Origin of the sequence: Lysinibacillus sp. IITD104, from assembly GCF_036698265.2 — a bacterium.
Taxonomy (GTDB): Bacteria; Bacillota; Bacilli; order Bacillales_A; family Planococcaceae; genus Lysinibacillus; species Lysinibacillus boronitolerans.
Genome location: NZ_JBAHYH020000001.1, coordinates 1,086,474 through 1,111,575, shown reverse-complemented (window position 1 = coordinate 1,111,575; position 25,102 = coordinate 1,086,474). Strand labels below are relative to the sequence as shown.

Here is a 25,102-nt window from a genome sequence, read left to right as displayed (position 1 = left end):
ACTCCTTTATTCATGTAACCCACACTCGGTTTTACCAGAACCTTGCCATCTACCTGAACGTAAATCCTCCATTGTAAATGCTGGTTTCGTACAATGCTCACAGCCGATGCTTGGATAGCCTTGATCGTGTAACAGATTATATGGCAAACTGTGCTTTGAAACATAGCGCCAGACATCCTTCCAAGTCCAATGAATCAATGGACAAACTTTAATTGATTTAAATTTATCATCACGATTTAGAAAGTTTGTTTGTTGACGTGTTGGTGATTGCTCACGACGTAAGCCTGATATCCAAGCCTTTTTACCTGATAAGGCTTCGTGTAAAGGTTTTATCTTACGAATATCACAGCACTTATTTGGGTTGGACTTCCATAGTTCGTCACCATGTTGTGTAGCTTGTTGCTCTAGTGTAAGAGCTGGCTTTTTCATGACAATGTTGAGTTGTGGATATTTTTCTTTGACTTTATTAATGGTTTCATATGTTTCTTTAAAGTGTACATCTGTATCCAAAAAAACAATCGTAGCGTTAGGCTTTACCTTTGAAATGAGATCAATTAAGACAATGCCCTCAATACCAAAGCTACATGCATAGACGATTTCATCTCCATATTGTTGATAGCTCCACTGTAAAACCTCTAGTGCAGCCTTATACATATCATCAACCTGAAAATCAATGATCGGTTCTTGCCAATTTTCATAAGTTAACATCGAATCCCCCTCATAGCAAAAAGGCGTTCTAACAAAAGACACAGAAAAAACAGGTCTTTGTTAAAACGCCTCTAGTTTGACTAGCCAGCTCTATATTTAATGATTGTTCACTAGTAGTTGCTACCTCGTTACACAATCATTCTTCTTATTACCAAATATATACTAAAGTACACCAAGCAGTCAACTAGGTTTTTGAAATATCTTTCCCATACACCCACTTGTTCCTGTTCTCTGCTGCATATGATGAGTGGTATCTAGGGACACTCCCGTTTAATTTTCAAAATAAATAATCTTTTTCTCAATTCCTTGTTGACTAATAGGAAATATATGTTTAATGTATTACTAAAGCTTTAACCTAAATAAAAAAACGCTGATCAGAGGATCTGAAGGCCATCTCCCCATGCTGTCATTTCATTGTGGGTGATGGCTTTTTGCATTCTTAAGACAGAAAAGGGGCGAAATAATGATGAAAAAAAGGAGCTATGTTCTCCAATCATTGGCATTGTTAACTATGCTTACGCTTAGTTTAGCTGGCTGTGGAAGTGCTAACTCAGATGAAAAAGCAAGCGGTCAGGAAGATAAGAAGTCTGTAGAGCTACTAAATGTCTCCTATGATCCAACACGCGAGCTTTACGAGGAGTTCAACAAAGATTTTATAAAAAAATGGAAGGATGATACCGGCCAAGATGTCACAATCAATCAATCACATGGTGGATCCGGTAAACAGGGGCGTGCAGTTATTGATGGTCTTGAAGCCGACGTAGTGACACTCGCACTCGCTTATGATATCGATGAAATTGCTCAAACGCGCGAGCTACTGAATAAAGATTGGCAAACCGAGTTTGATCATAATTCGACTCCCTATACATCTACAATTGTGTTTTTAGTACGCAAGGGCAATCCAAAAAACATACAAGATTGGGATGATTTGATTCAAGACGACGTGTCTGTTATTACGCCTAATCCCAAAACATCTGGGGGTGCGCGTTGGAACTACTTAGCCGCTTGGGCTTATGCCGGAAAATTATATAACAATGATGAAACAAAAATAAAAGGGTTTATGAAATCACTTTACAGCAATGTAGAAGTACTTGATTCTGGCGCTCGTGGAGCTACAACAACATTCGTAGAACGTAAAATTGGAGATGTCTTAATTGCGTGGGAAAATGAAGCATACCTCTCTCTCAATGAATTAGGTAAGGATGAATTTGAAATCATCACGCCTTCATTAAGTATTTTAGCAGAGCCACCAGTTGCAGTTGTAGACAAAATCGTAGATAAAAAAGGGACACGTGAAGTCGCTGAAGCTTACTTGCAGCATTTATATAGTGATATCGGGCAAGAAATTGCGGCGAAAAATTATTATCGACCACGTAATGAAACAATTCTAGCAAAATATAAAGAGCAATTCCCTCAACTTGAACTTGTCTCAATTGATGATTTTGGTGGTTGGGCAAAAGCACAAGCAACCCATTTTAAAGATGGTGGTACCTTCGATGAAATATACGTACCACAATAAGGAGCGTTTTGATGAGTAGTTTAATCATTCCTAAAAAATCGCGGCGAATTATTCCAGGCTTTCATTTATCTCTTGGATATACAATGCTATACGTAAGTTTACTAGTGTTACTACCACTTTCAATGATTTTCATTCATACCATGTCCTTAAGCTGGTCAGCATTCATCGATATCATTACAGATCCTCGTGCTGTTGCTTCCTACAAAGTGAGCTTCAGCACTGCGCTGATCGCAGGCTTACTAAATGTGATTTTCGGTACGATTATTGCATGGGTTCTCGTCCGCTATCAATTTCCCTTTAAACGAATCATTGATGGGCTTGTAGACTTACCCTTTGCATTACCTACTGCTGTTGCTGGTATTGCTTTAACATCTCTCTATGCACCAAACGGTTGGATCGGTCAATTTTTTAATTTTAAAATTGCCTTTACACCTCTTGGCATCATTATTGCTTTAACCTTTATCGGGCTACCCTTTGTTGTACGTACAGTCCAACCCGTCTTGCAAAATATGAGTGCTGAGGTGGAGGAAGCTTCGGCAAGCCTTGGAGCCAACCGTTTACAAACCTTCCGTAAAGTTATCTTACCAGAGCTAGTACCTGCTATTTTAACTGGCTTTTCCTTAGCCTTTGCGCGCGCTTTAGGTGAATATGGCTCGGTTGTTTTTATTGCAGGAAATATGCCGATGAAAACGGAAATTACGCCATTAATTATTATGACAAAGCTTGAGCAATATGATTATGCTGGGGCAACTGCCATAGCTGTTGTCATGCTTGTGACGTCCTTTATTTTGTTGTTCACCATTAACTTGATACAATGGCTAGCCAATCGTCGGTTTGTACATTAGGAGGTACGATATGGAACAATCAACTTTTATTCAGCAGGCTAGTACAAAAAAAAATAAAGCAGCCACACAGTCTGCTGCCTTACAGGAGCCTCGTATTATTCGCTATACGTTAACATGTATTGCTTTAGCTTTTTTAGCTTTCTTTATCGTACTACCTTTAGTATCTATTTTTATTACAGCTTTTCAAAAAGGAGTCGACGTTTACTTTGCTGCGATTACACATCCAGATGCATTAGCTGCTATTAAGCTCACTTTAATCGTCGTAGCTATTACTGTACCTCTCAATGCGATCTTTGGCGTAATGGCTGCATGGGCACTCACAAAATTTAATTTTAAAGGGAAAAATCTATTACTTACTATGGTAGATTTACCTTTTGCCGTTTCACCTGTTATCGCAGGTTTAGTGTTTATTTTATTATTTGGCTCACAGGGACTATTTGGTGATTGGTTGTTTGCACATGATATTAAAATTGTTTTTGTACTTCCTGGCATTGTCCTTGCCACAATTTTCGTCACATTGCCCTTTGTTGCACGTGAATTAATACCGCTGATGCAAACCCAAGGCACATCTGAGGAGGAAGCGTCTATTTCATTGGGGGCAAGTGGCTTTAAAACCTTTTGGTATGTCACGTTACCCAATATTAAATGGGGGTTGTTCTATGGTGTGATTTTATGTAATGCACGAGCCATCGGGGAATTTGGAGCTGTCTCTGTTGTATCCGGCCATATCCGTGGTATGACTAATACGATGCCGCTTCATATCGAAATTCTCTATAATGAATATCAATTTGCAGCAGCCTTTGCAGTTGCTTCCCTAATGAGCGTTATGGCCATCTTTACATTAATTGTGAAAGACATTATTGCTTGGAAATCAAAATCTAGTTAAAAGGAGATGGTCTCAATGAGTATACAAATTCAAAACGTATCCAAAAAATATGGTTCGTTTCAGGCACTAGAGGATATATCTGTACATATTCAGTCTGGGGAGCTAGTAGCGTTGCTCGGCCCCTCTGGATCAGGAAAAACCTCTTTATTACGTGTAATCGCTGGGCTTGAAACAACAGATGTCGGTAACATCTTATTTGATGGTCAATCCATCACAGATCGCCATCCAAAAGAACGCAATGTAGGCTTTGTCTTTCAGCATTATGCCCTTTTCCGTCATATGACGGTCTTTGACAATGTAGCCTATGGGCTGAAGGTGCGCCCTCGCAAAAGCAGACCTTCAAAACAGAAAATCAAAGAAAAAGTGATGGAGTTATTGCGACTCGTGAAGCTTGAAAATTTCTCTGACCGATATCCAACACAGCTTTCAGGTGGGCAGCGGCAACGTGTCGCACTGGCAAGAGCGCTTGCCGTGGAGCCCAAGGTACTGTTACTAGATGAACCATTTGGAGCTCTCGATGCAAAAGTACGCAAGGAGTTACGTCGCTGGCTCCGAAAGCTGCACGATGAGTTTCATATTACAAGTATTTTTGTGACACATGACCAGGAGGAAGCTTTGGATGTTGCAGATCGCATTGTAGTCATGAACAATGGCAAAATCGAGCAAATTGGCAGCCCAGACGAGGTCTATACAAATCCCAAAAGTCCATTTGTCTATGACTTCTTGGGCAATGTCAATCTATTTAAAGGGCGCTTACAAAATGGTAAGCTCATGCAGGGTGAAGTTGCACTTGATGTACCTGATGCCCTGACCCATTCAGATGACAATGCGATAGGCTATGTACGTCCTCATGATATTCAGATTGAGAAAACAAGTATTTCAGGTACAGTTCCTGTTAAAATCAGCCACATTCATTTGCTAGGGCCTATCGTTCAAATTGAACTACGCCGGGAGGATCTTGATGAATTTTTAGAAGCGGAGTTATCAAAGGAACAATTTCATCTTCTTCAACTGAAAGTGGGCGACCAAGTATTTGTAAAACCGAAACAATTAAAGGTGTTTATTCCTGAGGATTATTCCATTTAATGAATTGTCATATTAAGTGCAACACCTCTAAAATAAAAGAAGCTCATAACGACCTCGTGTAACATGTTAGTTACCACACAAACATTGGAGGAGGAATCGTTATGGGCTTTACACATCACTTTATTATTCATTCGCATTAAGGAGGGTTATATCAAATACCACGATTTAGAGAGTTATTGGCAACTTATGAAATCAAGCAAAAACATGTAACAATGCCCTGATAGAAAGCTTATTTACATAAATTTCTATACACGACTATAAAGAATTCAAAAAAGTGTTAGTAAACTCTATCCACTATTACAATCATGTACGAATACAAATAAAACTCAATGGAAAAATTCCAGTTGAGTTTCGAAGGGCTTCTTAAAAAGTTCAAATTTTAGGGGTCCGCTCAAGTTATGGTGTAGTGCCTGGTCCATCTAAAATAGCTACATTCTTATTCTTCCTCTCTTAAAAACCCTTCATCAACATAAATAACCCGGTTGACATATTCCTTTATATGAGGATCATGAGTTGCGATAACCACTGTCGTCTCATTTTCTTTATGAATCTGAGTGATCATTTTCATTACATCTTCGGCAGAAGACTTATCTAAGTTACCTGTAGGTTCATCGGCTAAAAGTAACTTCGGTTGATTAACAAGCGCCCTTGCAATTGCTACTCTTTGTTTCTGTCCCCCTGATAATTCATCAGGAAAAGCTGTATCTTTTCCTTCGAGACCAAGTTTTTTTAATAATTCAGCGATACGTGTCCTACGTTCCATGTAGGACAGTTTCTCTTTTGCAAAGAGCAATGGCACCTCTACATTCTCATAGACAGTCATATCCTCAATCAATTTAAAATCTTGGAAGATAAAACCCACATATTTATTTCGTATGAAGGCATATTTATCATCACTTAATGTATTAATTTTATTTCCCTCAAGAGTAATCTCACCTGATGTTGGTCGATCAACAAGTCCAATCATATTCAGCAATGTACTCTTTCCAGAACCTGATCTTCCATAAAAAGCGATAAAGTCTCCTTTATCGATCTTTAAATCCAAAGATTGAAATACGATTGACTCAATATTCCGTCCTTGATATGTTTTTTTTATATGGGCTAGTTCGATTAAATTCATAGCATGCTCCCTCCTTTATTCAACAAATGAACAACTAATTTAACGACCTAAAGATATTGATGGAATTGTCATAAGTAGCAATAGAATAACAATTAAACAGAAACTTATAAAAAAAGTAAGCATCCATGTAGTAAATGTCAGCCAAAGCACACCTGCCAAGATAAATAAAAGAAGTGCAATCATGTAAGAAGGTCCCATTAACAATAAGTTAGTGAATACAAAGATCTTTATTATATCCATCCTAGTAGCGCCAAAAAGCCTAAATAGCTGTAGCTTAGCAGTCTGGTATTGATTCTGTAGCAAGACAAAGCTAGTAATACAGATCATAATGAGTATGAAAGCAATGGTAATAAAGAATAGCAGCGATTTCGCATAAATTAAATTGATTTCTGTTTGTTGCTCTTTGGTATTAATTACCTGCCGAACATCATAGTTAGATATTGGATTCAGTTTAGAGAGCTCCGCATCTAAAGTATTAACATGTATTTCCTCATCTTCTACCCCTACAACATACACCCATATATCCTGCAGATTTTTTTCTTCAATCGGAAGAATCTGTGCATGAGGCTGAATTGAATCATATAAAAGAAAATATTGAAGGTATTCCCTCGCTTGCCTTTGATCATTATCAGACACTAGCTTTTCAATAACATCATTTACATAAATTTTTTGTGAGTCATCCTCTTGATTCGGACTTAAAGAAATGATGCCGACCTTACCAGTAAATTTGTGTTCTAACCAATCGAGTTGTTCTTGGGTCCAATCATCGGTCAAGCCAGAGTTTGAATTAGGTTTGAATGTAGGCATAATCATCCAAACATCTTTGCCAATTTGCTCTCTAAGAACTTGCATTTGATCTTGATTCTTGAAAAGGAAACTAACTAAAATGAAGACGAGCAAAAACATAACTAAAAATTGAATGCGTATTAACCATGTCATTTTTCTATTACGATTAAGCATTTTTGATGCAATTCTCCACAAATCCCTCATAATTAAACCTCACTTAAATACATTTCTTTTCAATTTATGAAGGGTTAACTCCACTGATAGGAGGATCATTGTCATCACAATTATTGCAATAGCTAAGATCACTACTACATCTATTTGGAAAGTTATACCTTCTAGACTAACAGCATGTGCAATAGCCCAATAGCCAACTGCAGCAGTTAGAAGCGATACGATTGTCATGCTTGCTGTTTCAGTATACAAATAAGACCTTAAGTTACCGCGAGTAGCACCTAGCAAAAACAATATATTCCACTTATCGCGCTCCTTAATGAGTTTAAAGCTGTATAGCTGAATAAAACTAAGAACCGAGTAGAGAACTAAAAAAATGGTAACCAGACTTGCTACTAAGATGAAGAACATAATACCCTGGTATCTCGACTGAGCAATTGGTTCCCGTTCTACTGGTCCATACGGTTTTAATTCTTCTAACACTATTGATGCGGAATTCTTATCAATCTCTAATGAGCCTACCCGAACCCCGTCAATCTTGTTATATGCCTGCTCGAAATCTGCATGGGGAATATAAACACGGTCAACTAAACTTACTTGCTCCACACCAATAACGGTATAGACTTTCTTATTAATTTCAATGATCTCACCAACAACGCTCTCAGCACTGCGATTGGGGAACACTTTTTTGACTGCATTAACCGTCAAAACTGTCTCACCTTCCCTTAACTGCTCAAAGGGAAAACCATAGAAATAGGGATAGTCTTCATTAACACCCCATAACGGCAAAACAACAACGTGCGATCCGAATTTCACCTGATCATCAGTCGTAGCGAAATAGGAAAATCTCTGAACCTTTGACTCTGCTCGCCACTCCCTTTCAAGTTTAGTCAAAGTACTGAGTGAAACCGGATAGGTTAGCATAATTGTTGTTGTTCCGTTTTCCCTCTTCACTTGCTCCCTTACTGTATGATAGCTTCCATACAAAAAAGAAAATATGACAGTAACTAGCATAAGTGAAATTGCCATTTGTAAGGTTAGAACTGTCATAACCGTTTTATTTCGTAGCATTGATTTATACAATAGCTTTATGTACATTTGAAGTTTCATTCACATTCCCCTTAATCACATATATAAATAGGATATGAAGCAGTTATTTTCTCATCAACTATTAGCTCTATCGTATAATTCCCGCATTTGGTTATTACAGCCTTCATAGGTGTACTGAAATCTACCCCTTAGTTCATCATCCAAAGTTGTAATTGAGATTTTAAAATCTAATAATAGCTGACTGATCGTTACAAATAAGGTGGATCCTCGAAAGCCCTCTGGAATGCACTTAGTAGCACAAGTTATAATAAAGAGTCAATTAATTTCCTAAAACATAGCAAAACAAAATATAAAAGATTATCCCTTTATTCTGCTAATTTCTTGCGGAATATATTTATTTAACATTTTTGGATAAAAACATAATATTTTACTATTATTTATATTTATCCTACCATGAAATTGGTAAAAATCAAAAGTTGTGGGAAGTTACTCAACTATTTCAAAAAAGGATTTTACTACAGAAGATTAGATATATGAAGAATCAGTAATAGTCGGAGGTATTTCAATATATAGATTGGAATCCATATGATTACCAAACATTGAGATTAGATATGGTTATTTCTATTCAATTACTTAACACTAAAAAGCTGTAAGGAAAAGAAGCATCTTCCTTACAGCCTTCGTCTAATCTATACTTTATTATTGTGCATGAAATTCTCTTCCATCATAAACAGCTGTGACATAACCTGCACGAATGACAAAGTCTCCAAAATGCTCGCCCTCTAAACGATCCTTGGCAAAATGCAGAAGAATTGGACGTAGCTCTGCTAAAATTTCCTCTTCACCAATATTTTCACGATAGATTTTATTTAAGCGATTGCCTGTAAAACTTGCACCAAGGTACATATTGTATTTCCCTGGCCCTTTGCCGATAAAGCCGATTTCACCCATTGCTGCACGTGAACAGCCATTTGGACAACCAGACATGCGAATAACAATTTCTGTTTCATTTAAGCCAGCCTCATCAATAATGGCATCAATTTTTGTTATAAGAGAAGGTAAATAGCGTTCTGCTTCTGCCATGGCTAAGCCACATGTCGGTAATGAGACACAGGCAATGGAATTGCGGCGTAAGGCAGAATAATGCGCACCGTCTGTTAGCTTGTATTGTTCAATAAGCGTATTTATTTTTTTCTTTTTCTGGGGTGTTACATTGCTAATCATTAGGTTTTGGTTCGGTGTTAAACGAAAATCACCCGTGTGCACCTTAGCTATTTCACGTAAGCCAGTTAACAACTGATAATCCTCAAAGTCTTTTACACGGCCATTTTGAATAAATAACGTATAATGCCAATGACCATCTGCCCCTTTAATCCAGCCAAATTCATCACCTGTACGCTCAAATGTATAGGGACGAGCCTGCTGAATTTCCCAGCCTAGACGACGTGTTAATTCCTCTTGGAACCATTCAAGTCCTCTCGCATCAATCGTGTATTTAAATCGTGCATTTTTACGGACAGAGCGATTCCCATAATCACGTTGAATCGTAATTATTTTTTCTGCTGTTTCCAGTAATTTATCTGGCGTTATAAAGCCAATTTCACGAGCAAGCTGTGGATAGGTTTCATGATCACCATGCGTCATGCCCATTCCTCCCCCAACCGCTACATTAAAGCCAACCAGCTGATTATCTTCAACGATGGCAATCAATCCGATATCTTGTGAAAATACATCCACATCATTACTTGGTGGAATCGCAATACCAATTTTAAATTTACGAGGCAAATATTGCGCTCCGTAAATCGGTTCAATTTCTACATCCTGACTATCTACAACCTTTTCTCCATCCAACCATAATTCATGATAAGCACGTGTGCGTGGCAGTAAATGCTCACTTAGTTTTGCAGACCAATTATAAACCTCTTCATGTAATGCAGATTGGTTTGGATTAACATTACACATCACATTACGGTTCACATCTCCACAGGCCGCAAGAGAATCCAATAGCACCTCATTGATTTCCTGCATATATTTTTTAACATTCCATTTTAAAATGCCATGTACTTGGAATGCTTGACGTGTTGTTAATTTTAAAGAGCCATTGCCATACTTTCTAGCCATTTCATCCATCACAAGCCATTGTGCTGGCGTAGCTGCTCCACCTGGTGTTCGTACACGTACCATAAATTGATAGGCTGGCTCCAGCTTTTGTCGTTGACGTTCATTCCGAAGATCTCGATCATCCTGTAAATAACTGCCATGGAATTTCATTAGACGATTATCGTCCTCTGGAATACCAGAGCTTAATGGATTGTTCATGGTACGTTCCAGTGTTCCACGTAGGTAATTACTTTCGGTCTTAATACGCTCTACATCACTTGGTTTCCCAGGCTGCGGAGGTAACACTATTTTTTCTGTCATTCTTTATCGCTCCTTTAATCCATTACACCTCAGTGTATTGGCATACATGAGGGTTTGCTTGCAAGCAAAGAGATAAACTCCTTCATTAGGGAAGGTTTTCGAGGAATTTGTGTTGAATTCCATTAATAAACATCACGTTGGTAGCGTTTTTGCTGTTTTAATTCATTCACATAGGCTTTTGCTTCCTCTGGTGTTTTCTGTCCTTGCTGCTCAATGATTTGATGAATGGTTGCATCGACATCCGATGCCATTGATTTTTCGTCACCACATACATAAATGATGGCCCCCTGCTCCAGCCACTCATAAAAACTTGCTGCATTTTCTAGCAATTTATGTTGAACATAGACTTTTTTGTCCGTATCACGTGAAAAGGCTACATGCATGTGACTTAATGTGCCAGCAGCTAGCCAACGTTGCCAATCCGTTTGATAGAGAAAATCCGTAACAAAATGCTGATCACCAAAGATGAGCCATGCTTTCCCAACAATCCCTAACTCTTCTCGCTCCTCTAAAAAAGCTCGATATGGTGCAACACCTGTGCCTGCACCAATCATAATAATTGGCGTTTCATTATTCTCTGGCAATCTGAAATTCGGGTTTTTATGAACATAGATTGGTAAGGTATCACCTATTTGTATTCGTTCTGCCACACTTCCAGAGCAAACACCAAGGCGTTGTCTACCTGCTGTTTCATAGCTTACCTTGCCAATCGTTAAATGAACCTCTTCGCTATTGGCCTTTTGGCTACTAGCAATAGAATAAAGTCGAGCTGGAATTTTACGCAGTAACGCTACAAACTGCTGTGCACTCCAAGTAAACGGTGTAAATTCCTCTACTAGGTCGAGCAAGTCTCTTCCTTTTGCATAGTCCTTCCATGCTTGTGGTTCTTCCAATAGCTTAGAAAATTCTTTATGCTCTGTATAAGCAGCGATTTTTTCGAGTAACGGTTTAGATAACACTGTAATTTCTAATTTTTTCTGTAGTGCATCTTTTATTGATATTGTTTCATCAAAAACAGTCACTTCCGTCTCTGAATCAAATTGAAGTGCCGTCAGCAATGCATTCACTAATTGTTCGTCGTTCTCTGGCAAAATGCCAATACTATCGCCAGGTTCAAAATGGAAGTTAGCTCCCTCAATGGATAATTCAAGATGACGCGTCTCTTTATTGGAGCCACGACCATTTAGATTCAAATTTTCAAGTACTTCAGCGTAAAATGGATTTTTTCTTGAATATGTAGATTCTTCAAGTACTTGCGCGCCTTCGTTGTGTGCTGAAGTAGACGTTGCTGAAGATGTTTGCTGAAGAAATTCTTGTTGAACCGCAGCGAACCACTGTGCAGCTGCATCATCATAATCTACATCGCAATCGATTCGAGGAACCATTCTTGTTGCACCTAATTTTGCAAATTGCTCATCGAAGTCCTTACCTGTCTTACAGAAAAATTCATAGGAGCTATCCCCTAAAGCAAGGACCGAATACTGTAGATGTTCTAGTTTTGGCGCCCGCTTGCTATGCAAAAATTCATAGAATTGTATCGCTTGATCTGGTGGATCTCCCTCTCCATGTGTACTCACAATAAGTAATAGATTAGTGATCTTTTTTAAATTACTTGCTTTAAATTTTCCTAACGATGAGACAGTTACATCTACCTGCTGTTCTTTTAATGCTGCTGCATATTTTTCAGCTAATCCTTGACTATTGCCTGTTTGGGAACCATATAAAATTGTTATTGTTTTTGTAACAGGTTGGGAGGCAGTTGGTGCCTGTTCAACAATTGCTTCAAGCGTTGCTTGTGGAGCACTTAAGTAACCGTTTAGCCAAAATTTTTGTTCAATTGTTAATTTAGGGAGAAGCTCGTTTAATAACTTCACCTGCTCTTCATTAAATGGACTGTTTATTACTTGTAATTTCAATCTTTGCCACCTCACGAATTATCATCATTTCATATTTTTTAATTTATCGAAGCCTTATTTTTTCCTTTTTCTCAATCTGAACCACATAGGAATTTTGAACAATCAATGTAATTGATCCGTGGTTCACAGTATTTAACATATGGCGGACATTATCTAATGCTAGATTTACATTTTCAGTTCTTTTATCTACCATTACGAAACACCTTCCTCTTTAAAATGTAGTAATTCATCAATACGTTCCACTAATACTTTTTTCACATTGTCGTCATAGCCTAAGCTTTCACATAACAAAATGTTTTGGCTGTCAAAGCCTTGTAATCGCTTGGCAATACTTTGTCTTAAAATGCCTGTAAATAATAAATAAGGGACAATAAAAACTTGCTGTTGCTTCCCTTTATGTTGCAGTAGCCAGTCTTCAAAGGTTGGTCCCATTCCGTATAAGAAGCATGTATCAACGGCTTTATAGTGATATTTAGTACGTAGCCTTTTGGCAATTTTGGCTAAATCCCTCTTGACGGCTGGATCACTACTCCCACGTCCTATGAGTAAAACACTCGCATTGCTGTTAGGTTGCTGTTTTTCTATTATCCTAGCTTGTAACGTGTCAATTAATCGTTCATGAATGCCAAGAGGCTCACCATATGTAAACTTTACAAATGGATATAGTTCTTGAGCTTTTGCCATTTCTTTCGGAATATCATGCTTTGCGTGTTGAGCAGCTAGTAGGAGAATAGGCATTACGGCAATCGCTGTTGCCCCTTTCCGAATACAGCTAGCAATGCCTTCTGCAATGGTTGGTTTTGCTAGCTCTAGAAAGCATATTTCCTGAATAGGTACTGTCACTTCTTGTTGAACGCCTTGAAGAAAGTTTACGGCCTGCACTACGCCTTCCTTGACACGACTGCCATGTGCAATATATAAAATAGCCTGCATGATTCCACAACCTTATCCCGTAATTTGGATTGGCTGTGTTGGGCTTTGCTCAAACCACTGAATGGTTTCTCTTAGAGTCACAACCTTCCCTACTAATATGATGCTAGGGTTTTGAATATTTTCTGTACGCACAATTTCCTCAATTGTAGCTAAAGTCCCTGTAACCGTTCTTTGCTTTGTAGAAACGGTTCCCCAGTGAATAACAGCAACAGGCGTTTTTTCATCACGGCCATATTTGAGTAATTGTTGACGGATATATGGAAGATTACCAACCCCCATATAAATGGCAATCGTATCAATCCCTTTTGCAAGGCTTTCCCAACGGATAGCATCTTCTTTCCCGTCCTGCATATGCCCTGTAACCATAGCAAAGCTTGAACCTAGGTCACGATGTGTGACAGGAATACCTGCATATGCTGGGGCTGCTATACCTGACGTAATACCAGGCACAATTTCAAAGGGAATTTGATGCTTCGCTAGCACATCAGCCTCCTCTGCACCTCTACCAAAAACAAATGGGTCTCCTCCTTTTAATCTTGTGACGATATATCCTTGTTGGGCATAATCAACAAGGGTTTGGTTGATTTGCTCCTGAATCATGGCATGCTGCTGTGGTAACTTTCCGCAAAAGATTAATTTAGCGTCTTTCTTGGCATAGGCTAATAGCTCTTTATTAATGAGTCTGTCATATAAAATGACATCTGCACATTCAATGCAACGTAATCCTTTAATCGTAAGGAGGTCAACATCCCCAGGACCTGCACCAACAATATAAACTTTCCCCATTTCATCTCACTCCTTCTGTCAATTACGCCTCGCTGTCATAGCATTTCAGATTTATTCAACTAACTAATAAGGGTCCTCGAGTTTTCTATAACTGACACTTTGCTTTCGGTATAAAAACATTTACTGAATTAAGATAAAGAAAAAAGGCCAATATTATCCTTAGGCACAAAAATGCCTATGAATAATACAAGCCTCTAGTTTGCTAGTCAGCCACATATTTAATTCTTAGTAATATAATAAGAATAATAAATAATTTAGTATATTCTGTCAACACTAAATTTGATACTTCGTTAGGCGCAAAAAAAACCAGCTGCCGATTTCAAGATCGACAACTGGTTGATCAAATTATGTGCTTACCATGGTCTACGATAACGCGGACCTGGTCGAAAATATGGACCTGGTGGATATGGTCGATAGTTTGGATAATATGGATTGTAAGGATATTGATTAAATTGAGAGCCTAGAAAACTGCCTAAAAACCCACCAAAAAACGGTGCGCCAAATGGCCAAATAAAGCCTCCAAATCCTCCGCCTGGATAACCTCCGAAATTGCGCATATGCTACCTCCCCTTTTTACTCTATCGTATGAAGGAAGATACATCTATCATATGTAGAATGCCTATTCTATCGGGATTAGTGCATAAATCACAAAAAATCAGCGAGAATAAACTCCCGCTGATTGACACACTTTATTATTTTTCTTCCCCTAAACGTTGGACAAAATTAGCTAGTGTACGGACCATAACACCAGTACCACCTTTAGGTCCTAAATCATGAACTGCTACTGCATCAGATGTGCCTGCTATATCCAGGTGAATCCATGGTGTATCACCAACAAATTCACCTACAAAACCGCCGCCGAAAATCATATGACCATCACGACCAGGAGAGTTATTTAAATCAGCTACATCTGATTTTCGAATTCGTTTTTTATCATTCTCTGTTAAAGGCATGCGCCAAACAAATTCATCTGTCTCTTTGGCAGCTTCCATAAATGCTTCAAAAAATGCATCATCATTTGAAAGAGCACCTGTTTTATCCATACCTAACGCAGTAATAACGCCTCCAGTTAAAGTAGCAACATCAATTAGTGATGTAGCACCTTGCTGTTTAGCATATGTAGTTGCATCTGCCAGAACTAAACGCCCTTCTGCATCCGTATTTAATACTTCTACGGTTTTCCCACTGTACGTCGTAATCACATCATCAGGTTTAAACGCTGTATCGGACACCATATTATCTGTAGAACCGATAACGGCTACAACATTTTTATTTGGACGTAATTCACCGATAATTTTCATTGCACCAAGTACAGCAGCAGCACCGCCCATATCACCTTTCATACCAACCATAGAATCCTTTGGTTTTAAAGAATAGCCGCCTGTATCATACGTTACGCCCTTACCAACAAGGCCAATTGGATCTTCAAAATCTTCAGTCGCTTTATATTTTAAGGTAATTAATCGTGGTTCTTCATAAGAGCCTTGGTTAACGCTTAATATACCACCCATACCTAGTTCCTCTAATTGTGCTTTATCTAAAATCTCTACTTCCAAATTGTATTCCACTGCTAGAGATTGTGCATAGTTAGCTAAATCCGTTGCTGTTAGTAGATTTGGAGGTAAATTTATTAGGCTACGAGCTTCATTAACAGCATCTGCATAAATCACACCTACCTCAAAGCTTGCCACCACTTCATCTAAATCCTCTGCTGTAGTCACAAGGTGAACAGCATCAATACGTTTATCTACCTCGTTCGAAGTGGTTTTATAATGTGGAATAGCATAATAGCCAAGGCCAATTCCTTCACCCGCTAAAAATGCTACATCTGCTGTTGAAATTGACTCTGTTGTAAATGATTCAAGCCAGATGGAATACTCTTTTACTTTTAAAGATCTTAATTCTTTCCCTACTAAACCAAATGCTGCGCGAATATCACCTTCTGTTAGGTTTTTACGCTCATCTAAGCCTACAAATACAATACGTTTGAGGCTGGCATGGTCTTTCACAAATGGTAATTTCGTTAGTTTCTTTAATTCAGTTGAGACGTCCCCTGCACTAATCCATGTATCGAGGGCTTCACCGTAAAAAGATGAAAAGCTTGCCCAGTCCTGCATTTGTTCACGATGTTTTGTGACTCCTACCACTAATAGTTCAGTAGAAATCGTTTCAAATGTTTTTGCTTCTTTTACAATATGCATGTAAACTCCTCCATTCCATATACTATTATAACGAAGTTTCTGAAAATGGCGTAATATTTGCCTATATCTTCTTTTAGAAAATAATGAATGTTATAATAAAAGCAATTATTTGCGAAGGTTGTGATGAAATTGAGTTTACTCCAAAATACCCCATTACTAATTGCCCTCTTTGCGGTTCTCTTTGCACAGTTTGTTAAAATCCCCATCCATTTTCTAATGACCAGACAAGTAAAATGGGGACTTTTTACCTCAACGGGCGGAATGCCTAGTTCTCACTCCGCTTCTGTCACTGGATTGGCAACCTCAATTGCCTATGAGACGGGTTTGGAATCCCCCATTTTTGCGGTAGCCGCCATGTTTTCCATCATCGTGATGTACGATGCCAGTGGTGTTCGTTACCAGGCAGGGCAGCATGCCGCTATATTAAATCAACTACGAAAGGATTTTCAAACATTGGTTCATGATTTAAAAAAGTGGCCACAGATGGACGGACAAGAGAAAATGGAGGAATTAAAAACACTATTAGGCCATAAACGAAGTGAAGTATTTTTTGGGGCTCTCACGGGTATTTTTATCGCCATCATAACCTACGAGTTTTTCATCTAACAGACATAAACACATCCTCAAGAGGGAGGCTGTGTTTTTTTTGTACAAAAAAAGTATCCCCTCTTCAATTGAAGAAAGAATACTAAGCACGTTAGAACATTCTGTATCCACTTTTACGTAAATAAATCATCACGATACCCGCCACAATAGATCCTGCAAAGCCACCTGATAAAATAGCAATATCTACAAACTGAAGAGCCTGTAATTTATCAATTAGTGCTGGGAAGGCAGAGCCTGGCTTAAAAATATAATCTAAGAAGCTTACTTCATCTACAATAAAGATGACAACAATTGGATACACAATTGCCATTAACCATGTCATCCGTAACAGCATATTTAACAAGAATCCGATACCAAAGAACATGACGAAAAATAACAATATAGAAATGATTAACTGTACTAATGAAACTGGACCATCCATGTATGTATAACCTCCGTTTTCCTCTCATTAGTTTACATGATTACGACACCGCTTTCAATGAACATATCCTTGTTTTCGCTTGTTCGTCATATTTAGGAAAATCATTCAATTGATCACCTGTGGTTGCTCTTTGAAGTTAGGGGTATTCTCCCACCTTCCGCGGGTAAACTATAGCTTCAAGTTAGATAAATGCTTTTTTTATCAAAAAAACTATTGAAGACGAATGCTTATCTTCAATAGTTTCTATGATTTTATGAAGTTGATTGAGCTACTAAAAACTTTGGTGATTTCCAAAGCTGTGCCCATTTTTTAAAGGCTGTCAGCACAATTAAGAAGCCAAGCATTAGCATGATAACAGATAAAATCCCATTTAACATATTAAAGCCTGCAGCGGCTGGATTCCAGTATACATTTTTAATCATCCAATAGCCTGCAACGTTGACCGTAATGTATAAATAAGCCAATGGAATAAAGCATGTCAATGCATAGATGCGTTTATCTGCGACCTTCAATACCATCGTCACTCCACATACTAGACCAATGGCTGCCATTAGCTGATTGGATACACCAAATAATACCCAGATAGAGCTTATATCCCCTGAATACAATAAATAGCCCCACATAAAGCAGGCAAGTGCACTAGCAAAAATTGTACCTGGTACCCAATTGGTACGCTTCAATGGTTTATAAACATTGCCACCAAAGTCTTGTATTAAATAACGAGCTACCCTTGTTCCAGCATCAATGGCTGTAAGAATGAAAACCGCCTCAAACATAATGACAAATTGATAGAAGTACGAAGATAGCTCTGCAAACCAAGGAATACCTGTAAAGATATCTGTCATGCCAACTGCTAGCGTTACAGCACCTCCTGTTCGTCCTTCCAAATCCATGCCAATACTTTGAGACAATGCTTGTAGATGAACGGGCTCCATTCCTAATGTAGCAAACACAGCTGGTGCTGAGTTAATCGCAAAATAGTCGGCTGGATGAAGAGCAGTAGCTGCGATTAAAGCCATCACACCTACTAGTGACTCTACTAGCATAGCACCAAAGCCTACAATACGGATGTCCTCCCAACGATCAATCATCTTAGGCGTTGTTCCTGAACCTACAAAAGCATGGAAGCCAGAAATGGCACCACAGGCAATTGTAATAGAAACAAACGGCCACACAGGACCGGCAATTACTGGTCCACCACCATGAATAAACTCTGTCAATGGCGGGAATTGAATAGCAGGATTAACAAAGAAAACGCCAATAATTAGTGCAATAAATACCCCAATCTTCATGAAACTACTTAAATAATCACGAGGTGCTAATAAAAGCCACACAGGTAATGCAGCGGCGAAAAAGGCATAGATCGGTAAGATGATAGCTAATGTATCCCGATCAAATGTTAAAAAATCACCGAATGCTGTGCCTTGAATAAGCGGTCCGATAAATACCCCAATCATTAATAAAATAAAGCCTATCGTAGATGTAACAATTAAATTGCCTGTTTTACGATAGGCAATACCCACAAGCATGGCGATTGGTATCGTAATGCCTACCGCAAACGTTCCCCATGGATTGCGCTCTAAAGCACCTAACACCACCATCGAGAGACCTGCCATTGTAATCGTAATAATGAATAGCATCGCAAGGCCTGTACAGAAACCTGCGATAGGGCCTAACTCCTCCTTCATCACTTCCGATAGGGATTTACCACCATGACGCATGGATGCAAATAAAACAACAGCATCATGAACTGCCCCACCAATTACTGCTCCGATTAATAGCCATAGAAGTCCAGGTAAATACCCAAACTGTGCAGCTAGGATTGGTCCCACTAAGGGTCCTGCTGCTGCAATCGCTGCAAAATGATGCCCAAAGGTTACCCATTTATTCGTCGGAACATAGTCTTTACCATCTTCCAAAGCGTGGGCTGGGGTGGGCGTATCATCTTTTATTTTAAGTACCTTCTTTGTAAAGAAAATGCCATACAAACGATAGCTGATCATCAAAATACAAATAGACCCTATCACTATTGTAATCGCATTCATGCAAACACCCCTTTTACTTTTTCCACATCATAGCAAAGGAATGTCCTTAATATTCCTAAAATAACTGAAATGTCAGAAATTAAAGCTGAGCGGTAGTATTTGTTCATTGAAATGCAACTACTTCGATAGGTCAAAAATTTTCCTTACATCCTTCATATACAGTCTGCTAACAGGAATGGAATGTCTGTTGTGCACGATTAAATTAAATTTAGAACTACTCCAGGGCTCAAGTTCCACAATATGCTCTAAATTGACAATATACGCACGATGGACACGTACAAAGCCTTTTAAAGTAAGCTTTTTTTCTAACGCAGCCAATGACTCGGAAGCAAAAAAACGTCCCTGCTCTGTCACAACAACCGTTTTACTATCCTCAGAGGTACAATACAAAATATCCTGTATTTTCAGCAGTAAAATTCGATCGTTTGCATAAACCGTTAATTTATCGAGCTTGTCTAGCTGTGAAACTTTTAACTCCTCCATCGTTTTTGCCTGAGCAGCTCTTTTTTTAGCTAAAAGCTTTTCCACAGCTGTTTGTACCCTTTCTGCCTCAAAAGGTTTCAATATATAATCAAATGCATTGACTTCAAATGCCTGCAAAGCATAGTCATCGTAGGCTGTAGCAAAAATAATTTCTGGCCTCTGTTCATTCAGTAATAATTGTTTAGCTAAATCAAGACCATTATTTATGCCTAATTCAATATCTAAAAATATACAATCGACTTCTTCAAGCTGTGACGCTTTATACAACTCCTCAAGATTTTCAGATTCACCACAAACATTCACCAACGCTGTTTGCTCTAATAAATATCGCAGTTCTGCACGTGCTAAGGGTTCATCATCCACAATATATACATTCAATTTCTTCTACTCCCATCTAGTCGCCTTTAACGGCAGTTGAATCATAATTTTTGTTCCTACATCTAACGTACTTGTTATATGAAAATCCGCCTCAGAGCCATAAATTTCATGAATTCGCTGATAAATATTCCATAGAGCAGTTCCTGTCCCTTGTTCGGATTGCATAATACGCTTGCCAAGTTGTTTTACCTGCTCCTTCCTCATTCCACAGCCGTTATCTTCTGTTGATAGGACCAGCTTATTATTCACACGTTGTACTTTGACATAGATTTTGCCCTCACTACGATTTTTAAAGGCATGATAAATAGCATTCTCGACAAGTGGTTGCAAGGTAAATGGAGGAATTTGCACATCAAAAAGTGTTTCATCCATGATAAATTCAACTTCGTACCGATTAGGAAACCGTGTTTGCTCAATAGACAAGTAAGCTTCAACATGATCTATTTCATTTTTCAATGGAATAAGCATTTGCCGTGCGCCCTGCAAATTGCTTCTAAAAAATTTACTAAGCTTGATTAATAACGCTCTTGCCTCATCTGCATCTGTCCGAATCAAGCTTGAAATTGTATTCAGACTATTAAAGAAGAAATGTGGATGGACTTGTGCTTGTAATGCCTTAATTTCAGCATCCTTTAATAATTTCCGCTGTTGCTCAATTTCAGCAAATTCAAGCTGTGAGGAAAATAGTCTACTTAAGCCCTCAGCTAATTCCTTCTTCACCCCTGTTAAAGAATCTGCTTTAGTAAAATAAAGCTTTAAGCTTCCAACCGTTCGATGTTGTACCTTCAAGGGCAAGACAATGGCAGCACTTAATGGGCAGCTAGCGTGCGGACATTGAATTTCCTTTTCAGATGTAGCCATTAATATATTGCCTTCCTCTAATACCCGTTTCGTCAAAGCTGTCATTATTTCACGATGTATTAAATGATGATCCTCACCAACGCCAACATGTGCTAATACGCCATTTTTATCGGTAATAGCGACCGCATCTACTTTTATTTCTCTTTTAATAATTTCAGCAACCGTTTGGCATGATTCTTCATTCAAGCCCTTACGAAAATGCTCAATTGTTTGTTGGGCAATCGAAAAAGCTTGATGGGTTTGTAATGCCTTTGTACGCTCCTCTTCATCAATAAACGTTTTAATAATCATGAAAAATAAAAATATTCCAAAGGCATTCATTAAAATCATTGGCATGGCAATTAATGAGACTAGCTGCAAAGCCTGCTCAAATGGCTTCGCGACTACTAAAATCACCAGCATTTGAATCGTTTCCGCACAGATGCCAATGATGACCGCTTTCTTATAGGAAAACGTTTGACGGATTTTGAAGCGTTTACTTAAACCACCTGTAATAAAGCCAGCAAGAATCGTTGAAACACCGCAGGCTATTGCTGTAAAACCACCAAGTGTAATTCGGTGAATACCTGCAATAATGCCTACACACACGCCAACGAGAGGTCCACCAAAAATTCCTGCAATAGCCACACCAATTAGCCTTGTATTGGCGATCGCCTCTTCTGCATTGATTGTACTATGTATCATCTGATTTAAAGGATGGATTGTCCCACTTTCAATTTTAATCCCTGTATAACTGCTGATAATACATAGGCTACTAAAGATAATAATGAGCCATATTTTCTCTTTCGTTCCTTGCTCCTGAAACAGCTTTTCTCGAAAGAGTCGCCATCTTGACATTAAAAAGGCAAACACAATGATCAGCCCAACTCGCTCTAACATAAATAAAAACAGCTCCATCAAAGGTCACCTCCTAAAAGTCATATTATTTTTTAAAGAATAAACGATAAGAGGTATAACCAAAAATATCACCTGGATTAATCCCTTCTATCGCCTCTAATTGATGTCTTTCAAATTGATTGGAAGCCATTTCCTTTAACATCACTGAGGTTGTTTCATCTTGTGCTAGTTCCTGTGGATACAACCATTTCGCTTCTAAAATTTCTTTTTCTTGAATGGAAACCTGCTGCTGCTCATCTAGCATTCGACAATAAAAAATGGCCATATTATCACTGATGTCATCACGGATGACACCTGTTCTAAATCCAATTAAGCCTGAGACTCTACAATCGATGCCTGTTTCTTCTTTGATTTCACGAATAACCGCTTCATCTACCGTTTCTCCTGCATTAACAAAACCTGCTGGCAATGACCAACGTCCTTTCAATCCGCTATAAGCCTTTTTCACAACTAACCATTGGCCAAGCTCATTCACCGTAACACCTGATACACCCAACCATATTTTCCCTCGATCTTTTCTCATAACCTTCACCTCTATATAACTATTATACCTGCTCGCTTTCAGTGGAATGAAGCTTTTATTCAGAATTTTAAGACCAATCTTTGCAAATCATATAAATGCATAGACAATCCTCATTTGTAAATATGTTACACTTATTGTACCTATTCAATTAAATAAGAAAGGAAATTTTACGAAATAGGTACGTTTGGAACCAATTACTTTCAAATTAAAAGCAATGAACACCTTGTCATTGAAGAAAATGGACAATTTGGTCTTGATGAAAAGAGGGTCATATATAAGCTAGCAGTTTTAAATGGGGTAAAGTTTATGGAGCTTGAAAAGTCTGTTTAACCCAATGCTAAAAGGCGTCTTTCATCATCATCGAAAGAAGCCATTTTCATATTTTCACTTTGTTTCAATATCAGCAACCGGGAGAGAAGATATGTTGTTCAGAAAATAAAAGCCATCCATCCCACCACATGGTTGAATACAGAAAGGGAGAGAGTAAAATGATCATTAAAATGACGCCATCTAATATGAAGGATTTTAATAAATCAAATGACGGTTTTATAGTCTCGGGGAAAATTATACCGAAATTCAAAGATAAAGTTTGGACATTTACAGAGGAAAAATGTTCAGAGCCTTACTTCAAAAAATATGAAGAGGATGAAATTGATCTGAGTTACATTGAAGATATCGAGAAAGCTGTATTTTTTTATTATATTGACAACCACTGTGTAGGACAGATTAAGATGTGCTCTAACTGGAACGGATATGCACTTATTGAAGACATAGCTGTCGCAAAAGATTATAGAAAAAATGGCGTTGGCTCTGCCTTAATAAATAAAGCCATTGCGTGGGCAAAAGAAAGGAACTGCTGTGGTCTCATGCTTGAAACACAAGATATCAATGTTTCAGCTTGTCATTTTTATGCCAAAAATCAATTTGTAATAGGTGGAGTGGATACAATGCTATATTCAAATTTTCCAACAGCAAATGAAATAGCAATTTTTTGGTATTATAAATTTTAAAATCTAAACAAGGCTTTTCTTTAAGCCTTTTATTTTTTCAAAGCACAATAAAAGCCTCTTCAATTTGTTGTTTTCAAAACATACAAATCAAAAAGGCTTGGTATTCACAACCTAATTCAGATTGTGTTTACATATTATCAGGTTTGTCTTCTACATTTATATCACGTTTAATTATTCACAAATCTCAGGCGTACCTTCACGCTTTGCTGTTCTGAAAGACGTACCGCAGCCACATGATGCAATGGCATTTGGATTATCGATTGTGAAGCCACCGCCCATTAGCGATTGTTTATAGTCAATTTTTGTTCCCATCAAAATCGGCGCATCTTCACGGGAAACAAGAATTGTTAAACCATGCTGTACATCTTCAAAATCATCATCTTTTTTCTCTTTATCAAAATGCATGCCATAGGATAGCCCGCTACAGCCGCCACCATTCACCACTACACGTAAAAAAGAACCTTGTTCTTCATTATGCTCCATCATTTCATTAATATGAAAGCCAGCAGCCTGTGTCACTTCAATAATTTGTTTTGTACTTGTCATCCCAATCACCTTCCTTCTTACGTTTATCATAACAATTTTGACCATTGTATGACAAACATTCAGCTTCAAGTCGATTTTAAGTTATAATTCTCATATTTTTCACATTAATAGTATTTTTTATTCATGTTAATAAAAACATCATTGGTATAATAGTTACAACGAATTCTTGGCAGGGGGTAATATATATGGAGATTTCACCATATTACGAGAAAAAAATTCAATGTTTAAATTGCAAAAAAGAATTTCCAACATTAAAAGTGCGTTCAAAATTTATTAAAGTAGATCATACAGAAACAGATTTTCAACCTATTTATGCAGATGAAGTGAATGCTCTCTATTATAATGTCTTTGTTTGTGAGCATTGCGGCTTTTCCTTTACAGAAGACTTTACAAAATATTTTGCACCAGGTATTCAAGATCATATACGCACACAAATTACAGAAAAATGGGTACACCATGATTTCAAGGGGGAGCGTACTGTATTTCAAGCCATTCAAGCCTATAAATTAGCTTTTCTTTGTGGCACAATTAAAAAGGAAAAAAATGTAGCGATTGCTGGACTAACTTTACGTCTTGCCTGGCTCTATCGTTCGTTGAACAATAGTGGACAAGAGGAACGCTTCATGAAATTAGCACGTGATTATTATATGGAATCTTATTCAACCGAGGATTACAGCTCCACCCAAATGTCAGCTGTCCGAATTATGTATATGATTGCTGAATTATCTAGACGCATTGGAGATATTGAAAATGCGACACGCTTCTTTTCTAGGGTTATTGAAAAACAAAGTGTCGGTGGCGAAGCAAAAATTATAGATATGGCGAAAGAACAGTGGGCTATTATTCGAGAAGAAAAAGAACATGCGCGTCATGTATAGGTATATAAAAAAGTTCTAGCTTGAAA

25 protein-coding genes are annotated in these 25,102 nt (G+C 38.1%); 8 read left to right on the top strand and 17 right to left on the bottom strand.

Annotated elements, in window-relative coordinates:
* Positions 1-6: 6 nt before the first annotated feature.
* The gene (locus V1L66_RS05690) at positions 7-708 is read right to left on the bottom strand and encodes a phosphoadenylyl-sulfate reductase (protein ID WP_333006575.1); all 702 of its coding nucleotides are present in this window, start codon (positions 706-708) and stop codon (positions 7-9) included.
* A 466-nt stretch (positions 709-1,174) separates the two neighbouring features.
* Here V1L66_RS05690 and V1L66_RS05685 point away from each other — a divergent pair, with 466 nt between their 5' ends.
* The 5 genes from V1L66_RS05685 (at position 1,175) to V1L66_RS05665 (ending at position 5,411) form a co-directional block, all read left to right on the top strand.
* Positions 1,175-2,227, top strand: coding sequence for a sulfate ABC transporter substrate-binding protein (locus V1L66_RS05685; RefSeq protein WP_333006585.1), 1,053 nt, complete (start codon positions 1,175-1,177; stop codon positions 2,225-2,227).
* 11 nt (positions 2,228-2,238) lie between these two features.
* Positions 2,239-3,072, top strand: coding sequence for a sulfate ABC transporter permease subunit CysT (gene cysT / locus V1L66_RS05680; RefSeq protein ID WP_333006576.1), 834 nt, complete (start codon positions 2,239-2,241; stop codon positions 3,070-3,072).
* Between the two features lie 10 nt (positions 3,073-3,082).
* Complete coding sequence (cysW, locus tag V1L66_RS05675) at positions 3,083-3,958, top strand: sulfate ABC transporter permease subunit CysW (protein ID WP_333006578.1); 876 nt, start codon at positions 3,083-3,085, stop codon at positions 3,956-3,958.
* 15 nt (positions 3,959-3,973) lie between these two features.
* Entirely contained in the window at positions 3,974-5,044 is a 1,071-nt protein-coding gene (locus tag V1L66_RS05670) for a sulfate/molybdate ABC transporter ATP-binding protein (protein ID WP_036078567.1), read from the top strand.
* Positions 5,045-5,285: 241 nt separating this feature from the next.
* A complete protein-coding gene (locus V1L66_RS05665; RefSeq protein WP_409072244.1) occupies positions 5,286-5,411 on the top strand; it encodes an IS3 family transposase in 126 nt (41 codons plus the stop codon).
* Between the two features lie 69 nt (positions 5,412-5,480).
* Here the strand turns inward: V1L66_RS05665 and V1L66_RS05660 are convergent, their stop codons facing one another.
* The 10 genes from V1L66_RS05660 to V1L66_RS05615 form a co-directional block, all read right to left on the bottom strand.
* Entirely contained in the window at positions 5,481-6,164 is a 684-nt protein-coding gene (locus V1L66_RS05660; protein WP_333006579.1) for an ABC transporter ATP-binding protein, read from the bottom strand.
* A 39-nt stretch (positions 6,165-6,203) separates the two neighbouring features.
* Positions 6,204-7,154 carry a hypothetical protein gene (locus V1L66_RS05655; protein WP_333006581.1) on the bottom strand — a complete coding sequence of 317 codons (951 nt, stop codon included), beginning with the start codon at positions 7,152-7,154 and terminating at the stop codon, positions 6,204-6,206.
* 9 nt (positions 7,155-7,163) lie between these two features.
* A complete protein-coding gene (locus tag V1L66_RS05650; protein ID WP_333006582.1) occupies positions 7,164-8,231 on the bottom strand; it encodes an ABC transporter permease in 1,068 nt (355 codons plus the stop codon).
* Between the two features lie 639 nt (positions 8,232-8,870).
* Positions 8,871-10,592 carry an assimilatory sulfite reductase (NADPH) hemoprotein subunit gene (cysI, locus tag V1L66_RS05645; protein WP_333006583.1) on the bottom strand — a complete coding sequence of 574 codons (1,722 nt, stop codon included), beginning with the start codon at positions 10,590-10,592 and terminating at the stop codon, positions 8,871-8,873.
* 122 nt (positions 10,593-10,714) lie between these two features.
* A complete protein-coding gene (locus tag V1L66_RS05640) occupies positions 10,715-12,508 on the bottom strand; it encodes an assimilatory sulfite reductase (NADPH) flavoprotein subunit (protein WP_312126164.1) in 1,794 nt (597 codons plus the stop codon).
* A 43-nt stretch (positions 12,509-12,551) separates the two neighbouring features.
* Positions 12,552-12,701 (bottom strand): YezD family protein, encoded by a 150-nt coding sequence (locus tag V1L66_RS05635; RefSeq protein ID WP_312126166.1) that lies wholly within the window; start codon positions 12,699-12,701, stop codon positions 12,552-12,554.
* Positions 12,701-13,441, bottom strand: coding sequence for a sirohydrochlorin chelatase (locus V1L66_RS05630; RefSeq protein WP_036078574.1), 741 nt, complete (start codon positions 13,439-13,441; stop codon positions 12,701-12,703). Before V1L66_RS05630 ends, V1L66_RS05635 begins: the two co-directional genes overlap by 1 nt.
* A 12-nt stretch (positions 13,442-13,453) precedes the next feature.
* Positions 13,454-14,227 carry a uroporphyrinogen-III C-methyltransferase gene (gene cobA, locus V1L66_RS05625; RefSeq protein WP_016991508.1) on the bottom strand — a complete coding sequence of 258 codons (774 nt, stop codon included), beginning with the start codon at positions 14,225-14,227 and terminating at the stop codon, positions 13,454-13,456.
* A 353-nt stretch (positions 14,228-14,580) separates the two neighbouring features.
* On the bottom strand, positions 14,581-14,784 hold the full coding sequence (locus V1L66_RS05620) for a hypothetical protein (protein WP_016991509.1): 204 nt from the start codon (positions 14,782-14,784) through the stop codon (positions 14,581-14,583).
* A gap of 135 nt (positions 14,785-14,919) precedes the next feature.
* A complete protein-coding gene (locus V1L66_RS05615) occupies positions 14,920-16,428 on the bottom strand; it encodes a leucyl aminopeptidase (protein ID WP_016991510.1) in 1,509 nt (502 codons plus the stop codon).
* 123 nt (positions 16,429-16,551) lie between these two features.
* Between V1L66_RS05615 and V1L66_RS05610 the strand changes: the two genes are divergently transcribed.
* Positions 16,552-17,034: a divergent PAP2 family protein gene (locus V1L66_RS05610; protein WP_016991511.1), complete on the top strand. Its 483-nt coding sequence runs from the start codon at positions 16,552-16,554 to the stop codon at positions 17,032-17,034.
* Positions 17,035-17,125: 91 nt separating this feature from the next.
* On the opposite strand, the gene V1L66_RS05605 is transcribed toward V1L66_RS05610, so the two are convergent.
* The 5 genes from V1L66_RS05605 to V1L66_RS05585 all read right to left on the bottom strand — a co-directional run bounded on the left by V1L66_RS05605 (position 17,126) and on the right by V1L66_RS05585 (position 22,642).
* Entirely contained in the window at positions 17,126-17,455 is a 330-nt protein-coding gene (locus V1L66_RS05605; RefSeq protein WP_004228336.1) for a YuiB family protein, read from the bottom strand.
* A gap of 251 nt (positions 17,456-17,706) precedes the next feature.
* On the bottom strand, positions 17,707-19,500 hold the full coding sequence (locus V1L66_RS05600; RefSeq protein ID WP_004228334.1) for a carbon starvation protein A: 1,794 nt from the start codon (positions 19,498-19,500) through the stop codon (positions 17,707-17,709).
* 117 nt (positions 19,501-19,617) lie between these two features.
* Positions 19,618-20,361: a LytTR family DNA-binding domain-containing protein gene (locus V1L66_RS05595; RefSeq protein WP_258860186.1), complete on the bottom strand. Its 744-nt coding sequence runs from the start codon at positions 20,359-20,361 to the stop codon at positions 19,618-19,620.
* Positions 20,362-20,367: 6 nt separating this feature from the next.
* Positions 20,368-22,119, bottom strand: coding sequence for a sensor histidine kinase (locus V1L66_RS05590; protein ID WP_312126177.1), 1,752 nt, complete (start codon positions 22,117-22,119; stop codon positions 20,368-20,370).
* A 25-nt stretch (positions 22,120-22,144) separates the two neighbouring features.
* Positions 22,145-22,642, bottom strand: coding sequence for an NUDIX domain-containing protein (locus V1L66_RS05585; protein WP_036078588.1), 498 nt, complete (start codon positions 22,640-22,642; stop codon positions 22,145-22,147).
* Positions 22,643-23,130: 488 nt separating this feature from the next.
* On the opposite strand from V1L66_RS05585, the gene V1L66_RS05580 reads away from it, so the two are divergent.
* Positions 23,131-23,652: a GNAT family N-acetyltransferase gene (locus V1L66_RS05580; protein WP_258860189.1), complete on the top strand. Its 522-nt coding sequence runs from the start codon at positions 23,131-23,133 to the stop codon at positions 23,650-23,652.
* Positions 23,653-23,823: 171 nt separating this feature from the next.
* Here the strand turns inward: V1L66_RS05580 and V1L66_RS05575 are convergent, their stop codons facing one another.
* Entirely contained in the window at positions 23,824-24,198 is a 375-nt protein-coding gene (locus V1L66_RS05575; protein WP_016991513.1) for an iron-sulfur cluster assembly accessory protein, read from the bottom strand.
* 185 nt (positions 24,199-24,383) lie between these two features.
* Here V1L66_RS05575 and V1L66_RS05570 point away from each other — a divergent pair, with 185 nt between their 5' ends.
* Positions 24,384-25,076: a DUF2225 domain-containing protein gene (locus tag V1L66_RS05570; protein WP_036078592.1), complete on the top strand. Its 693-nt coding sequence runs from the start codon at positions 24,384-24,386 to the stop codon at positions 25,074-25,076.
* The last annotated feature ends 26 nt before the right edge of the window (positions 25,077-25,102 follow it).